We start from the raw sequence: 13,150 nt of genomic DNA, 5'->3' as shown, positions 1-13,150 counted from the left end.
CAGGCGGTGCAAGCGGGCAGGAACTGCGGGAACGACGCATCGCAGGAGGGGACGGACACCAATGATCACACCGGGCACCGGGCAGCCCTTGGCCACCGAGAGTCTGCTGCCGGCACGGCCGCCGAGCCAGCGCGGCGGGCGGCGGGCCGATTCCGCCGCCGTCACGGCGCCGGCCGTGACCCCCGCGTCCGCGGCGACGAGCGGTCTGCACGCCCTGCGCCTGCCGGAGCTGCGGGCGCTGCGCCGCGTGGCACAGCGCGAGGAGGCGGATCTGAGCTATCTGCGCAGACTGCTCCAGGGCCGGATCGACATCCTCCGCGCCGAGCTGGGCCACCGCCGTGACCCGGCGCCCGCGGCGGCCGCGGAACGGCCGCCGGCCGCGCTGGTGGACCGGCTGCCGGAGATCCTCGCGGACCTCCCCTCGCGGCACCGCTCCTCGGCCCGCCACGTCACGCTCGGGACACCGCACAGCGCGGAGTACGAGCGGCTGGCCGAGGAGATGCTGGCCGAGGTCGGGCTCTCCGACCTGCGGGCCCGTACGGACGAGGAGCTGCACGGCGCGATGGCCCGCCTCGTCGGCCATGAGCGGCAGGTGTCGCGGCGGCGGCAGGAGCTCCAGCGGGCGGCGGACGACTGCAGCGCTGAGATCGCACGCCGATACCGCGAGGGAGAGGCGCAGGTGGACGACCTGCTCGCCTAGCCATCCGCTGGGTGCGGTGTGATGAAACGACTTCATCCACAGGCTGTGGAAATCCGTGTGCGGCCGATGGCGGCGGACGCCTAGCGTGTGCGCATGGCCGTCGAACTCCGCACCTCACTCGCCGACTCCGATCTGACCAACTGGACCCGCGCGCTCAACGCGGGCTTCCTGCGTCCGCCCGAGGCGTCGAAGGAGGAGGTGGAGCTGCGGCGCGGCCAGATAGACCTGAGCCGTACGCAGGGGGTCTTCGACGGGGATCGCTGCGTCGCCACGTTCCGCAGCTTCGCCCAGCGGCTGACGGCGGTCGGCGGGGCCGGTGTCCCCGCCGACGCGATCAGCAATGTCACGGTGTCGCCCACGCACCGCCGCCGGGGGCTGCTCGGCCGGATGATGGAGCACGATCTGCGCGCCGCCAAGGAGCGGGGGGACGCGGTGGCCACCCTGATCGCGGCCGAGTACCCGATCTACGGGCGGTACGGCTTCGGCCCCGCCACCTGGGTCACCGAATGGCAGGTGGACGTGGTCCGCGCCGGTCTCGACCCGCGCCACTCCGCCCCGGTGGACGGCGGCCGGGTCGACTTCGCCGACGCCGACGAGGTGCGGGAGCTCGGCCCCGCGCTGCATGAGCGGCTGCGCGCCCGGCAGCACGGCGTCATCGACCGCCCGGACCTCTGGTGGCAGATCAACACCGGTCAGCGGCAGTTCCCCCACCAGCCCTGGACCGAGCCGTTCTACGTCCTCTACCGCTCCCCCGACGACTCGGTGGACGGACTGCTCGCCTACACCGCCGACGACCACTGGGAGGGCAACAAGCGGCCGCACAACACCGCCACCGTGCTCGGGCTGACGGGAGTCACCCCGGCCGCCGAGCGGGCGCTGTGGCACTTCCTGCTCTCGGTCGACTGGGTGACCCGGGTCAACACCGGCCGGCGCGCCCCGGACGATCTGCTTCCGCTGCTGCTCGGCGATCCCCGCGCGGCCCAGGTCACCACGCACGCCGACTGGCTGTGGCTGCGCCCGCTGGATGTGCCCCGGCTGCTGAAGACCCGTACCTACCCGGTCGAGGGCTCGCTGGTGCTCGAGCTGCGCGACGAGACCGGGCTGGCCGGTGGCCGCTATTTCCTGGAGACGGGCCCCAGCGGCGCCGCCTGTGCCACCACGGGCCGCACGGCCGATCTGACCATGGACATAGGCGAGTTGGGCACCCTGTGGCTGGGCGACGAGTCGGCGGTCCGGCTCGCCGCGCTGGGCCGGATCACCGAGGAGCGCCCGGGTGCCGCGGCGCTGGCGGACCGGCTGCTGCGGACACCACGCCGCCCCTGGTGCCCCGATGTCTTCTGAGGCCCAGGGCGCCCGGCGATCAGCAGGAGGACTTGAGCAGCCGCCGCGCGCCCGTGCCCTGCTCGCCGAGCTTGTCGTACGGGTTCGCCAGCGCGCAGGTGTCGATCGACAGACAGCCGCAACCGATGCAGTCGGTGAGGCGGTCGCGGAGGTTCTCCAGCTGTTCGATGCGCTCGGTGAGGTCCGAGCGCCAGCACTCCGAGATCTGGGCCCAGTCCTCCTTGGTCAGGACATGGTCCTCGGGGAAGAGGGCGAGCACCTCCCGGATTCTCGCCAGCGGGATGCCGACCCGCTGCGAGGAGCGGACGAAGGCGACCCGGCGGAGCGTATCGCGGGTGTAGCGGCGCTGATTGCCGGAGGTACGGCGGCTGTGGATCAGCCCTTCGCGCTCATAGAAGCGCAGCGCGGAGGCGGGGACCCCGCTGCGCTGCGAGAGCTCGCCGACCGTGAGCTCATGGGTTTTCCAGGTCAGTTGCGTCATACCGCCGACAGTAGCTTGACTTCAACCTTTGTTTAACTCCGAGGCTCTTCCCATGGCTACTGAAACCGCCGTATCCACGGCCGATTCCCCTACCGGCACCGACTCCCCCATCCGGCTCGCCGTCATCGTCGGCAGCACCCGCGACGGCCGCTTCGGGCCGAAGGTCGCGGGCTGGTTCGCCGACCGCGCGAGGCTCCGCTCCGATATGACCGTCGACATCGTCGACCTGGCCGAGACCCCGCTGCCCACGTCCCTCACCCACCGGCCCGGCCCCGACGAGCTCACGGCCCTGGAGGCCGTGAGCCCCCGGCTGGCCGGGGCCGACGCGTTCGCCGTGGTGACCCCCGAGTACAACCACAGCTACCCCGCCTCCCTGAAGAACGCGATCGACTGGCACTTCACCGAGTGGCAGGCCAAACCGGTCGGCTTCGTCTCCTACGGCGGCATCTCCGGGGGGCTGCGCGCGGTCGAGCATCTGCGGCCGGTCTTCGCCGAGGTCCACGCCGTGACCGTGCGGGACACGGTCAGTTTCCACAACGCGGGTGGGCTCTTCGACCCGGACGGCCGGCTGAAGGACCCCGAGGGTCCGGACACCGCCGCCAAGGCGATGCTCGACCAGCTCGCCTGGTGGGCACAGGCCCTGCGCACCGCCCGCGCCACGCACCCGTACGGCGCCTGACGACACCTGACGGCACCGGCGGCGCCGCCCCGTCACGGCGCGGCCGGGCCGCGGCCAGGCAGCCCAGCCGGTCCAGTCGGCCCAGGCCGCGTGGGACACCTGACCGACGGCGTCACCGTCAGCCCGTCACCGGCTCCAGCAACGCCATGTCGTCCTCGTCCAGGGCGATCCGCGCCGCCGCCATGTTCTCCTCGAGATGCGCGAGGGAGCTGGTGCCGGGGATCTGGATGATCGCGGGCGAGCGGGCGAGCCCCCAGGCGAGGGCGATCTGATGCGCCGTCGCGCCGTGCCGCTCCGCGACCTTCCGCAGGTTCTCGTCCGCCAGGGTGGTGTGGCCGCCGCCCAGCGCGAAGAACGGCAGGTACGCGATCCCGGCCGCGGCGCACTCGTCCACCAGCGCCCCGTCCGCCTGGTCGAGCACCCCGAACCGGTTCTGCACCGCCGCGACCGGAGCGATCGCGCGGGCCTCGGCCAGCTGCTCGGCGCTCACGTTACTGACCCCGAGCCGCCGCACCAGACCCTCCTCCCGCAGTGCGGCCAGGGCGGCGAACCGCTCCCCGATCGGCACCCCGCCCACCGCCTTGAGCCGCCCGACCCGCAGGTACACCAGGTCCAGCACGTCGACGCCCAGCTGTCGGAGGTTCTCCTCCACCAGCCCCCGTATCTGCTCCGGCCGCGCCTCCGCGTACATCTCCCCCGTCGCGGTGCGCAGCGGCCCGACCTTGGTGGCGATGGTGACGTCCGCGGGGTACGGACGCAGGGCCTCGCGCAGGATGTCGTTGGCCCGCTCGGTGGCGGAGAAGTAGAACGCGGCGGTGTCGATATGACGGGCACCCAGCTCCACGGCCCGCCGGGCGACCGCCACGGCCGTCGCCCGCTCGACGACGGGACCGGCCCAGCGCCCCGGCAGTTGCATCGCACCGAAGCCCAGCCGGTCGGCCGGTGACGAGGACGGAATCAAGGACGGGGGCGAAGTGAAGGATGAGGTCATGGGGCAGCATGCGCACCTTTTCGCCCCGACGACAAGTTCGGATGCGGCCCCGACTGCACGTTCCGATTGCACGTGCCAATCACATGCCGATCACACGTGCCGACTACACGTTCAGGAAGTCTCCGAGGGCCGTCGCGACCGCACCGGGGGCTTCCACAGGGAGCAGGTGGCCGGCGTCAGGGACGGTCGTCAGGGTCGCGTGCGGGATGTGGGGCAGGAGGTGGTCGCGCAGCACGTGCGGCGGCTCCACCACGTCCTTCTCCGCGGCCAGCACCATCACCGGGACCTCGATGTCCCGTGCGGCGCGTGTGATGTCCTGCGCGATTCCGCGCAGGGGCCACTCCCGCCGGGCCTCAGCGCCGGCGGCGAGGCTGTCGCGCACCGCGGTGGCCCGCACCGCCTCGGACAGCGGTGTGGCGGTCAGCACCTGGTCGAGGGCGTGCCGCACCGTCTCGGGCGAGTCGTAGGCGTGTGACAGGCCCTGCCGGTACTCCTCGGTCACCATGGCGGGCGGCTGCGGTGGCGCGGGCGCGACGAGTACCAGGCCGGCCAGTCCGGCCGGCCGACGGGCCGCGACGAGCTGGCTCGCCTTACCGCCCATGGAGTGGCCGACGAGGACGAACGGCCCCGACACGCACGTCTCGACCACACGGACGAGATCATCGGCGAGCTGGTCGAGGTGGTAGGGGCCGGGCAGTGCCTGTGCGGTGCCCCAGCCGCGCTGGTCGAAGCGGACCGTCGCCCGGCCGGGCGGCAGGTGGCCGAGCACACCGTTCCAGGTGTCGGCGGAGCCGCCCCAGTAATGGACGAACACCAGCGTCGGTCCGGTGTGGCCTGCTACGCGCACGTCGAGGGACCCGCCCGCCACCGGGACCGTCATTGTCGTTTCCGTCATCATCGCGCCTTTCCCATCGGCTGCGGAAGGCGGCTCCCGCCGTCCTGCCGCAGCTGTGAACCGGTAAGAACCGGTAACCTGACCTGCTGATCAGGATCGGTTCCGACGGTAGGCGAGGGAGTGTCCACGCCGTAGCGGAAAGGAACACACTCCTTGTGGAAAACGGACACGTCGACGGACACAGCGCGGTTCGGCAACTGCGCTATCTGCCTGCCGTCGGATCGGCGTACGGGGTGGAGGTCCTGGACTTCGCCGCGCTGCGTGCGATGGACATCCACCGCCGTCGCGTACAGCCGCAGCGTCCCGACTTCCATGTGTTCGCCCTGGTCGGCTCCGGAACCGGCGCCCATGAAGCGGACTTCCACGGCTACCGGCTATCGGAAGGCAGCGCGGTGTGGATCCGGCCGGGCATGGTGCACTGCTGGAGCGACATCGACGCCTGCGACGGCCCGCTGATCCTCTTCCGGCCCGGCTTCCTTCCCGGCTTCACCTCGGCAGAGGCCACCACACCGGCCTGCTGGCAGCTGGACCAGCAGCGCCTGTCCCTCGCCCTGCTCGCGGCCGAACACCTCGGCCGCGAGCACAGCGCGGCGGCGCGAACCCCACGCCTGGCATCTCCCGCACTGCTCGCCCACCTGCTGGCGGCACTGATCCTGCGCGCCCTCCCCGACACACCGGCCCCGACCGGCCCGGCAGAATCCGGCAGCCGGCATACCGATGTGTTCCGCGCCTATCGGGCCGCCGTCGAAGAGCACTTCACCGACTGGCACCACGTGGCCGACTACGCGCAGGCACTCGGCTATGACGTGCGCACACTCACCCGGGCGACGCGTGCCGCCACCGGCACGGGCGCCAAGGCATTCCTCGACCAGCGCATCCTGCTGGAAGCCAAGAGACTGCTCGCCCACACCGACCTGCCGGTCAGCGGCTGCGCCCGGCGCCTCGGCTTCCGGGACGTCGGCAACTTCACCACGTTCTTCCGACGCCAGGCCACCATGCCCCCCGCTGCCTGGCGTGCCGCGTACAGCACAGCCGACCCAGGCGGCAGGTGACGCTCCAGGCAATGGGCTTGGCCGCCGGTCCACGTCGTTGATCGAGATCCGGCGACGAGAGAGCACCAGGACACCCCACCGGACCGACACCGACCGGGCCGTGCGATGACGCACGCCACTATTGCAAGCAAATGCTTGCAATAGTTAGCGCTCGTGCGGCAGCATCGAGGCATGGCATCACTCAACGTCGGCAACCTCGGCGAGTTCCTGCGCGAGCAGCGGCGCACCGCACAGCTCTCGCTGCGGCAGCTGGCCGACGCGGCCGGGGTGTCCAATCCGTACCTCAGCCAGATCGAGCGCGGGCTGCGCAAGCCCAGCGCCGAGATCCTCCAGCAGCTGGCCAAGGCGCTGCGGATATCCGCCGAGACCCTGTACGTACAGGCGGGGATCCTCGACGAGCGGGACCGCGCGGAGACCGAGGTGCGCAGCGTGATACTCGCCGACCCCTCGATCAACGAGCGGCAGAAGCAGGTACTGCTCCAGATCTACGAGTCCTTCCGCAAGGAGAACGGGCTCCAGACCGCCTCGGACGACGCCCCCGACGCCGGCGTCGACGTCGCCACACCCTCGAACTGATCCGGGAGGACCATCCACCATGGCCATCACCGACGACGTACGCAAGACCCTCACCGACCCGACCCCGCTCTACTTCATGGCGGGTACGGCCGATCTGGCCGCACAGAAGCTCAAGGAGGTGCCGTCGCTCGTCGAGAAGATCGTCGCCGAGGCCCCGGAGCGTTTGAACGCGGTACGCAACACCGACCCCAAGGCCGTGCAGGAGCGGGTCTCCCAGCAGGCCAAGGAGGCCCAGGACAAGGTCACCGAGATGCTCGGCACGCTCGACACCGACCTCAAGCGGCTGCGCGACACGGCGCAGGACCTCGCCCTACAGGGAGTGGGCCGGGCCGCCGAGCTCGCCGTGAAGGCCCGGGAGCGGTACGACGAGGTGGCCGAGCACGGCCAGCAGGTCGTGCGGACCTGGCGCGGCGAGGCGGCCGACGAGGTCGTCGACATCGCCGGCGCGATCGAGCCCGATGAGCGGCCCGCGGAGCCCGAGGAGCGGAAGGACGGCAACGCGGCGGCCCAGGCGAAGGCCCCGGCACAGTCGGTCTCCGTGGACCCGTCCAAGGAGGCGCCGAAGTCCGCCCCGGCCAAGCCGGCCGCGTCGAGCGGCGCCAACTCCGCCGGCGCCCAGCCGGCCCAGGCCGCCCCGGCCTCCCCCGCCGCTTCGGCGGCCCAGGCCAAGAAGGCCCCGGCCCGCGGCGGCAAGCCCGCCCCCGCCGCCAAGAAGCCGGAGCCGAAGTCGGCCGGCTGACGGGTTCCCGTCCACGGCCGGGCCGGGTACGCCCTGCGTGCCCGGCCCAGACAGCGGGTACCGTGGCCGCAAAGACGCTTCCCATACATATCTTCTAGGCGGTGGACGGCGTGCTGGTGGAAGGCTTCGGCAAGTTGATGTACTGGGTCTCCTGGGGCCTGCTTCTCTTCAGCCTGTTCGCCTTCGTCGACTCGGCGATCCGCCGCGAGGACGCCTACCGGGCGGCGGACAAGCAGACCAAGGCGTTCTGGCTGATCATCCTCGGCCTCGCCGCCGCGGTGAACTTCTTCATGGGCATCCTGGACTTCCTGCCGATCATCGGCCTCATCGCGACCATCGTGTACGTCGTCGACGTCCGGCCCGCGCTGCGGCAGGTCTCCGGTGGCGGCCGCCGCTGGCCGCGCGGCCGCGGCTCCAGCTCCGACGGTCCCTACGGACCCTTCAACGGCCGCTGAACGGCCGCGGACGGCCACTAGCCGCCAAACGGCCACTGAACGGTCAACCGGGCACTGAACGAGATCCGAGGCACTGAACGGGCTCCGATGCGCTGAACGGCGTTAAACGGAGGACGGTCCGTGGTCACGGACGGCACCGAAACGGACCGCGGCCGGTTCAGCCGCGGTCCAGCAGCAGCACCGCCAGGTCGTCGGTCAGCTCCCCGCCGTTCAGCGACCGCACCTCGGTGACGGTCGCGTCCAGCAGTTCCTCGCCGCGCCGCCCCTCCGCGAGCTGGCGCGCCACGATCTCGACCATCCCCTCCTGGCCGAGCCGCTGCACCCCCGGTCCGACGCGGCCCTCGATCAGCCCGTCGGTGTACATCATCAGGCTCCACGCCCCGCCGAGCTCGACCTCATGGCGCGGCCAGCGGGCGTTCGGCAGCAGGCCGAGCGCCGGGCCGTTCTCCTCGGTGGGCAGCAGCCGGGGCGCCATGCTCGGGCGGATCGCCAGCGGTGAGGGGTGCCCGGCCAGGCACACCCCGGCCCGGCGGCCGTCCGGCGCGATGTCGACGGTGCACAGCGTGGCGAAGATCTCGTCGTCGGCGCGTTCGTTCTCCAGCACCTGCTGAAGGGTGCCGAGCAGCTGATCTCCGCATAGCCCGGCGAAGGTCAGGGCGCGCCAGGCGATCCGCAGCTCCACGCCGAGGGCGGCCTCGTCCGGGCCGTGGCCGCAGACGTCGCCGATCATCGCGTGGACCGTGCCGTCCGGGGTGCGGACGGTGTCGTAGAAGTCGCCGCCGAGCAGGGCCCGGCTGCGGCCGGGCCGGTAGCGGGCGGCGAAGCGCAGCCCCGAGCCGCCCAGCAGCGGGGTGGGCAGCAGTCCGCGCTCCAGCCGGGCGTTCTCCTGGGCGCGCAGTCGTGACTCGGTGAGCTGGCGCTGGGCGAGGTCGGAGCGTTTGCGCTCGACGGCGTAGCGGATGGCGCGGCTGAGGCTCCGGCCGTCCAGCTCGTCACGGAAGAGGAAGTCCTGGGCGCCCACCCGCACCGCCTCGGCGGCGCGCTCGGCGTCGTCCTCCGCGGTGAGGACGAGGACGGCCTGCGAGGGCGCGAGCCTCAGCACCGCGCGCAGGGTGGCCAGCGAGTCCGCGCCGTCGTCGGCCGGGCCCGGCAGGGCCAGGAGGATGCACTGCACCCCGTCGGTGAGCAGCCGGCCGGCCTCGGTGAGGTTGCGGGCCGTACGGATGCGGAGCCGGTTACCCTCGGTGTCCAGCATCTCGGGAACGTTGAAGGCACCGGAGGGATCGTCCTCGATCACCAGCAGGGTGAGCCCGTTGTCGGGCAGGGTGGCGGGACCGGCGTCCGGGGCCGGTGCCTCCCGTAGCCTCGGCACGGGTACGGACATCGCTCGATTCCTTCCCTCCCCCCGAGGGCACGCCCCGCCGACGGGTGGAGCGCACTGGGATTCCGGCACGCACACCGACTGGTCGGTTTCAGCGGCCTCAGGGCGTGGGCGCCGGAGATTGCCAGCCGACCTTAGCGCTAGGCGGCCGTTTCGCGGAATGACCTCCGGCAACGACTTTTGTCATATGCCGCACGTCATGCGCCTTTTGGCGGCCCGAGAGACAATCCCGGGATGACGAACATCACGCTGGCGCTGGGCGACATCACCGAGCAGACGGTCGACGCCGTGGTGAACGCGGCCAACTCCTCCCTCCTGGGAGGGGGTGGCGTCGACGGAGCCATCCACCGGCGGGGCGGACCCGACATTCTGGACGAATGTCGTGACCTGCGGGCGTCTCATTACGGCAAGGGCCTCCCGGCCGGCCAGGCGGTCGCCACCACGGCCGGCCGGCTGCCCGCCCGCTGGGTGATCCATACGGTCGGCCCGGTGTTCGCCGAATCCGAGGACCGCTCGGCCACGCTCGCCTCCTGCTACCGCGAGTCGCTCCGGGTCGCGGACGAACTGGGCGCCCGTACGGTCGCCTTCCCGGCCGTCTCCACCGGCGTCTACCGCTGGCCCCTCGACGACGCGGCCCGGATCGCCCTCACCACCGTCCGCGAGACGGACAGCTCCGTCGATGAGGCCCGCTTCGTCCTCTTAGACCAGCGCGCGTACGACGCCTTCGAGACGGCCCTGAACGAGCTGCCACCGCTCTGACCGACCCGACCAGTGCTGGACCGACCCCGCCCTGAACCGACCCGAACCGATCGACCGGTCCGGGCCTGACCGGGCCGAGCGGACTGGGCCTGACCGGGCCAGGGCCAAGAAGGCCGACCAGGCCTGACCGGGCCAGGGCCAGTCCCGGACCAGACCGACCGCACCGAGCGGACCCACCGGCCCTGGCCGACGGGACCAAAAGGCCTGACCTACCGCGGCGAGCGGACCTGACCACCGAGCCGACCGGACCTGACCGACCACGCCGACCAGGCCTGACCAAGCAGGCCCAAGCTCCTTCCGTGGACCCGCCCGGCCTGCCGTGGCCGCGTTATCCCGCGTCCGGCCGGACCACGCCCAGGATCGGCATCGAGCCCGCGCCCGCGACCGTGACCTGGCGGCCGGGGCGGGGAGCGTGGATCATCGCGCCGCCGCCCACGTACATCCCCACATGACTGGCGTCCCCGAAGTAGATGATCAGATCGCCCGGACGCATGTCCTTCACGCTCACCTTCGGCAGCAGCCTCCACTGCTCCTGCGAGGTCCGCGGGATCGTCCGGCCGGCCGTCGCCCACGCCCGCTGGGTGAGCCCCGAGCAGTCGTAGGTGTCCGGTCCCACCGCGCCCCACACGTAGTCCTTGCCGAGCTGGGCCCTCGCGAAGTCGACCGCGCGCCGGCCCGTCGCGGTGGCGCCGCGGCCGAGCTCCCGCAGTATCCCGGTGTCCAGCCATTTCGCCTGCGCGTCGCGGGCCTTGTCCTCCTCCAGCCGGCGCAGCCGCTCCCGCTCGTCCTTCGCCAGCCGGGACTCCAGCCGCTGCGCTCCGGCGAGCTTGCGCAGGATCTCCTTCTTCGCCGCCGCCTTCTTCGCCCGGCTCCGGTCCAGCCGTTCCCACTCCTGGGAGGCGGAGTCGGCGTAGCGGTCGAGCGCCGTCCGGGTGCGTTCCAGGCGGCCGATCAGGCCGTGGGTCGCCTGTTCACCCTTGCGCGCGAGCGTGACACCGTCGAGGAAGTCGCTCGGATCGCCGTTGAGGAACAGCCGCGCCTCCGCGGGCATACCGCCGCCCCGGTACTGTGCCCGCGCCATCGCCCCGGCCCGCTTGCGCAGTCCGGCCATCTCCTTCTGGGCCTTCACCACGGCCCGTGCGATCTTCAGGATGGTTTTCTCCTGGCGGGTCTGTTTCTCCCGCGCCAGGTTGTACGCGTCGGTGGCCGACTCCGCCTTGCGGTACAGGTCGTCGACCTCCTTACGGACGTCCTCCAGGCTCTGCCCCCCGCCCGCGGCGCCACCGGTCGCGGCGCCCCCACCCGCGGTGTCCCCAGCCGCGGTGCCCCCGGCCCCGCCGCCCGGCGCCGGCGTCGGCCCCGGATCACCGGGCGCGGCGTACGCCGCCTCCGGCCCGGCCGACAGTCCCAGCGCGCAGACGAGCGCGGTGGCCGCGGCGACGCTCACACCCCTCCCTCTCCGGTCCCGCCTCATCCGCGGTCTCCTCTCGTTCCGCCCAGGCCGTACGCGCTCCTGCCCCATTCGCGCACCAGACCTGACGTACCGGCACGTAGGGACGGATAGTGACATGCCGTACCGCAATCCGACAGAGACACGCGGCGGTTACCCCAGCAGCCACCCCGATCCGGTTCACCGGACGGGTGTCGCACAGGTGTCGGACGGGCTTCACGCGGCCTCCGTAAGGGCGTCATCCGCGCCGCGACCTGGCCGTGACCCGGCCGTGACATGGCCACCACACTGACGGCCGAGGTTCACCGCTCGTTAACTCACCCCCTCAGGCCGCTTCACCTGATCTGCCTACTTTCGGCCCTACTGAGCGTGAGTCGAGTACGGCTCCGGCGCACGCGCAAAAGCACCACACACAAGTGCGCACCACCCATTTCCCGCGCCGTCCCCCACCGGCGGCTCCTGGAAGGAACACCTGAAAGTGAAGCTTCAGCGCAAGAACCGGCTTCGCGCCATCGCCGCCGGTGCCCTCGTTGTCTCCGGCGTCCTCGTCCTCTCGGCGTGTGGCTCCGACGACAACAGCTCGGGCGGCGGTGGCGACTCCAAGGCCGCCGCCAACATCAAGTGCGACGGCAAGGGGCAGCTGCTGGCCTCGGGCTCGTCCGCGCAGAAGAACGCCATGGATCTGTGGATCAAGAACTACGGCGCCGCCTGCTCGGACACCAAGCTCAACTACAAGGCCACCGGCTCGGGCGCGGGCATCCAGGAGTTCCTCCAGGGCAAGACCGCCTTCGCGGGCTCCGACTCGGCACTGAAGCCCGAAGAGATCAAGTCGTCCGAGAAGGTCTGCAAGGGCGGCAAGGCCATCGACCTGCCGATGGTCGGCGGCCCGATCGCGGTCGGCTTCAACGTGCCGGGCGTGGACAAGCTGACCCTCGACGCGGACACCCTCGCCAAGATCTTCAACTCCGACATCAAGGAGTGGAACGACCCGGCGATCAAGAAGCTGAACCCGGACGCGAAGCTTCCGAGCCTCAAGATCCAGGCGTTCCACCGCTCCGACGAGTCGGGCACCACGGACAACTTCACCAAGTACCTCAAGGCCGCCGCGCCGAAGTCGTGGCCGCACGAGCCGGGCAAGGCGTGGGAGGGCAAGGGCGGCCAGTCGGCCGACGGCTCCTCCGGTGTCTCCTCGCAGGTCAAGCAGGTCTCGGGCGCGATCTCGTACTTCGAGCTGTCCTACGCGACCGCGAACAGCATCAAGACCGTCGACCTCGACACCGGCGCCTCCACCCCGGTCCAGGCCACCGTCGAGAACGCCTCCAAGGCCATCTCCGAGGCCAAGATCGCGGGCACCGGCAGCGACCTGGCCCTGGAGCTGGCGTACGACACCAAGGCCGCCAACGCCTACCCGATCACCCTGGTCACCTACGAGATCGCCTGCGACAAGGGCAACAAGGCCGGCACCCTCGCCGCGACCAAGTCCTTCCTGACCTACATCGCCGGCGAGGACGGCCAGACCTCCCTCAAGGAGCTGGGCTACGCCCCGCTGCCGGCCGAGATCGCCACGAAGGTCCGCGAGAGCATCAAGACCCTCTCCTGACCCGAGTCCTGACTCCGCCGTGGCGATCGCCACGGCGGAGTCAGCCGCGTC

14 protein-coding genes are annotated in these 13,150 nt (G+C 71.5%); 9 read left to right on the top strand and 5 right to left on the bottom strand.

The features are described 5' to 3' along the window. Window positions 1–61 precede the first annotated feature (61 nt). Both N6H00_RS21890 and N6H00_RS21885 read left to right on the top strand, forming a co-directional pair. Window positions 62–700 carry an RsiG family protein gene (locus N6H00_RS21890; RefSeq protein WP_268973507.1) on the top strand — a complete coding sequence of 213 codons (639 nt, stop codon included), beginning with the start codon at window positions 62–64 and terminating at the stop codon, window positions 698–700. Window positions 701–793: 93 nt separating this feature from the next. Beyond that, window positions 794–2,041 (top strand): GNAT family N-acetyltransferase, encoded by a 1,248-nt coding sequence (locus N6H00_RS21885; protein WP_268973505.1) that lies wholly within the window; start codon window positions 794–796, stop codon window positions 2,039–2,041. A gap of 19 nt (window positions 2,042–2,060) precedes the next feature. Here N6H00_RS21885 and soxR read toward each other — a convergent pair whose 3' ends face one another. Continuing rightward, the gene (gene soxR, locus N6H00_RS21880) at window positions 2,061–2,522 is read right to left on the bottom strand and encodes a redox-sensitive transcriptional activator SoxR (RefSeq protein ID WP_268973504.1); all 462 of its coding nucleotides are present in this window, start codon (window positions 2,520–2,522) and stop codon (window positions 2,061–2,063) included. A 52-nt stretch (window positions 2,523–2,574) separates the two neighbouring features. Here soxR and N6H00_RS21875 point away from each other — a divergent pair, with 52 nt between their 5' ends. After that, window positions 2,575–3,201 carry an NADPH-dependent FMN reductase gene (locus N6H00_RS21875; protein ID WP_268973503.1) on the top strand — a complete coding sequence of 209 codons (627 nt, stop codon included), beginning with the start codon at window positions 2,575–2,577 and terminating at the stop codon, window positions 3,199–3,201. A gap of 118 nt (window positions 3,202–3,319) precedes the next feature. On the opposite strand, the gene N6H00_RS21870 is transcribed toward N6H00_RS21875, so the two are convergent. Together N6H00_RS21870 and N6H00_RS21865 are read right to left on the bottom strand one after the other, a co-directional pair. Continuing rightward, window positions 3,320–4,192: an aldo/keto reductase gene (locus tag N6H00_RS21870; protein ID WP_268973502.1), complete on the bottom strand. Its 873-nt coding sequence runs from the start codon at window positions 4,190–4,192 to the stop codon at window positions 3,320–3,322. Between the two features lie 103 nt (window positions 4,193–4,295). Further along, window positions 4,296–5,090: an alpha/beta fold hydrolase gene (locus N6H00_RS21865; protein WP_268973501.1), complete on the bottom strand. Its 795-nt coding sequence runs from the start codon at window positions 5,088–5,090 to the stop codon at window positions 4,296–4,298. A gap of 152 nt (window positions 5,091–5,242) precedes the next feature. Between N6H00_RS21865 and N6H00_RS21860 the strand changes: the two genes are divergently transcribed. From N6H00_RS21860 to N6H00_RS21845, 4 genes are all read left to right on the top strand, one after another. Then, window positions 5,243–6,139: an AraC family transcriptional regulator gene (locus N6H00_RS21860; RefSeq protein WP_268973500.1), complete on the top strand. Its 897-nt coding sequence runs from the start codon at window positions 5,243–5,245 to the stop codon at window positions 6,137–6,139. A gap of 171 nt (window positions 6,140–6,310) precedes the next feature. Further along, entirely contained in the window at window positions 6,311–6,715 is a 405-nt protein-coding gene (locus tag N6H00_RS21855) for a helix-turn-helix domain-containing protein (RefSeq protein ID WP_268973499.1), read from the top strand. 19 nt (window positions 6,716–6,734) lie between these two features. Next, complete coding sequence (locus tag N6H00_RS21850) at window positions 6,735–7,454, top strand: hypothetical protein (RefSeq protein ID WP_268973498.1); 720 nt, start codon at window positions 6,735–6,737, stop codon at window positions 7,452–7,454. Window positions 7,455–7,564: 110 nt separating this feature from the next. After that, on the top strand, window positions 7,565–7,909 hold the full coding sequence (locus tag N6H00_RS21845; RefSeq protein ID WP_030837926.1) for a DUF2516 family protein: 345 nt from the start codon (window positions 7,565–7,567) through the stop codon (window positions 7,907–7,909). Window positions 7,910–8,066: 157 nt separating this feature from the next. On the opposite strand, the gene N6H00_RS21840 is transcribed toward N6H00_RS21845, so the two are convergent. Then, the gene (locus N6H00_RS21840) at window positions 8,067–9,293 is read right to left on the bottom strand and encodes a PP2C family protein-serine/threonine phosphatase (RefSeq protein WP_268973497.1); all 1,227 of its coding nucleotides are present in this window, start codon (window positions 9,291–9,293) and stop codon (window positions 8,067–8,069) included. Window positions 9,294–9,524: 231 nt separating this feature from the next. On the opposite strand from N6H00_RS21840, the gene N6H00_RS21835 reads away from it, so the two are divergent. Further along, complete coding sequence (locus tag N6H00_RS21835) at window positions 9,525–10,049, top strand: O-acetyl-ADP-ribose deacetylase (protein ID WP_268973496.1); 525 nt, start codon at window positions 9,525–9,527, stop codon at window positions 10,047–10,049. A 328-nt stretch (window positions 10,050–10,377) separates the two neighbouring features. On the opposite strand, the gene N6H00_RS21830 is transcribed toward N6H00_RS21835, so the two are convergent. Continuing rightward, window positions 10,378–11,523: a C40 family peptidase gene (locus N6H00_RS21830; RefSeq protein WP_268973495.1), complete on the bottom strand. Its 1,146-nt coding sequence runs from the start codon at window positions 11,521–11,523 to the stop codon at window positions 10,378–10,380. Window positions 11,524–11,977: 454 nt separating this feature from the next. Here N6H00_RS21830 and pstS point away from each other — a divergent pair, with 454 nt between their 5' ends. Beyond that, the gene (gene pstS, locus N6H00_RS21825; protein WP_268973494.1) at window positions 11,978–13,099 is read left to right on the top strand and encodes a phosphate ABC transporter substrate-binding protein PstS; all 1,122 of its coding nucleotides are present in this window, start codon (window positions 11,978–11,980) and stop codon (window positions 13,097–13,099) included. Window positions 13,100–13,150 lie beyond the last annotated feature (51 nt).

Source organism: Streptomyces sp. S465 (genome assembly GCF_026898115.1).
Classification (GTDB): Bacteria; Actinomycetota; Actinomycetes; order Streptomycetales; family Streptomycetaceae; genus Streptomyces; species Streptomyces luomodiensis.
This window is presented reverse-complemented; position numbering and strand designations above follow the sequence as displayed.

Bases quoted from the DNA above. Each gene is read 5' to 3' on its own strand.
- N6H00_RS21830 (WP_268973495.1), bottom strand. From the start codon at position 11,523: ATGAGGCGGGACCGGAGAGGGAGGGGTGTGAGCGTCGCCGCGGCCACC.
- soxR (WP_268973504.1), bottom strand. From the start codon at position 2,522: ATGACGCAACTGACCTGGAAAACCCATGAGCTCACGGTCGGCGAGCTC.
- N6H00_RS21865 (WP_268973501.1), bottom strand. From the start codon at position 5,090: ATGATGACGGAAACGACAATGACGGTCCCGGTGGCGGGCGGGTCCCTC.
- N6H00_RS21835 (WP_268973496.1), top strand. From the start codon at position 9,525: ATGACGAACATCACGCTGGCGCTGGGCGACATCACCGAGCAGACGGTC.
- N6H00_RS21875 (WP_268973503.1), top strand. From the start codon at position 2,575: ATGGCTACTGAAACCGCCGTATCCACGGCCGATTCCCCTACCGGCACC.
- N6H00_RS21870 (WP_268973502.1), bottom strand. From the start codon at position 4,192: ATGACCTCATCCTTCACTTCGCCCCCGTCCTTGATTCCGTCCTCGTCA.
- N6H00_RS21890 (WP_268973507.1), top strand. From the start codon at position 62: ATGATCACACCGGGCACCGGGCAGCCCTTGGCCACCGAGAGTCTGCTG.
- N6H00_RS21850 (WP_268973498.1), top strand. From the start codon at position 6,735: ATGGCCATCACCGACGACGTACGCAAGACCCTCACCGACCCGACCCCG.
- N6H00_RS21840 (WP_268973497.1), bottom strand. From the start codon at position 9,293: ATGTCCGTACCCGTGCCGAGGCTACGGGAGGCACCGGCCCCGGACGCC.
- N6H00_RS21855 (WP_268973499.1), top strand. From the start codon at position 6,311: ATGGCATCACTCAACGTCGGCAACCTCGGCGAGTTCCTGCGCGAGCAG.
- N6H00_RS21885 (WP_268973505.1), top strand. From the start codon at position 794: ATGGCCGTCGAACTCCGCACCTCACTCGCCGACTCCGATCTGACCAAC.